We start from the raw sequence: 1082 nt of genomic DNA, 5'->3' as shown, positions 1-1082 counted from the left end.
AATAAGTACTCAGACAGATTTATTTATGCAATGAATTAGCTTTGTGAAATGCAACCACGCTTTGCCAGTCTCACTCCAGACGAAGAACGTACTCTGCGAGAGGGTCAGCAGCACGGGCCTCAGTTTCAGTTTCGTAATCGGTGCCTGTGCATCCTGTTGAGTCACCAGAAACAATCCGTTGGCTGGCTGAAAGACCATTTTCAGGTCAGTCGGCTCACGATCTATAATTGGCTCGATGCTTGGGAACAACAAGGTCTACGAGGGCTTTACAATCAGCCAGGCCAAGGGCGTAAGCCCATTCTAACCTCGGCCGATGAGGCCTTGGTTAACCAGCACGTAAGTGCCCATGCCCAGCAACTGAAAGCTGCTCGACAAGTCTTACGCCAAGAGCTCAACCGGGAGTTCAGCCACAAAACGCTCCAACGCTTTTTAAAAAGTGTGGCTGGCGCTGGAAGCGTATCCGACGGGGTGTAAAGCGATTGCGACCAGCTAACTATGTGGACAAACTCGAATGCTTGATCGACTTGCAAACCCTGACAATTGAGGGCCATATTGATCTGTTTTATGGCGATGAATCGGGCTTCAGTCTGATACCCGTTGTTCCCTACGGTTGGCAAGCGGCAGATCATGCCTTGGAGCGGACTAGTCAGGCCAGTCGCCGACTCAATGTATTGGCTTGGATCGATCAAGCTGGCCATCTGGTGAGTTTTACCAGCCCAGTTAGTGTAAACAGTCAGTTTGTGATTAGCTGCGTCGAAGAGTGGGTGCTTAGTCTGAGCCGCCCTACAGTTCTGGTGTTGGACAATGCACCCATGCATCGCTCGAAGGCTTTCCAGGCTTGTTTTGAGCGGTGGCAGCAAGCAGGCTTGTATATTTTTTTTCTGCCTGCTTACAGTCCTCATTTGAATAAAGTCGAGTGTTTGTGGCGTAAAATCAAATATGAATGGTTGGATACAGCAGCTTACACCAGTTATGAGTCGCTGACTCAGGCCGTCAAGGCTATCCTGGCTGAATTTGGCACCAAGTACACTATCCGATTTACTCAAAATCATTCTATAATTAATTCCGTCTGAGTACTTAGT

Annotated in this window: 2 protein-coding genes; both read left to right on the top strand. The window is 48.7% G+C overall.

Annotated features, from left to right (window positions below; genetic code table 11):
* The first annotated feature begins 48 nt into the window (after window positions 1-48).
* Window positions 49-474 (top strand): helix-turn-helix domain-containing protein, encoded by a 426-nt coding sequence (locus GJR95_RS41600; RefSeq protein ID WP_162391492.1) that lies wholly within the window; start codon window positions 49-51, stop codon window positions 472-474.
* Entirely contained in the window at window positions 459-1073 is a 615-nt protein-coding gene (locus GJR95_RS41595) for an IS630 family transposase (protein WP_232541319.1), read from the top strand. Before GJR95_RS41600 ends, GJR95_RS41595 begins: the two co-directional genes overlap by 16 nt.
* Window positions 1074-1082: the final 9 nt, after the last annotated feature.

Source organism: Spirosoma endbachense, from assembly GCF_010233585.1.
GTDB classification, from domain to species: Bacteria; Bacteroidota; Bacteroidia; order Cytophagales; family Spirosomataceae; genus Spirosoma; species Spirosoma endbachense.
This window is presented reverse-complemented; position numbering and strand designations above follow the sequence as displayed.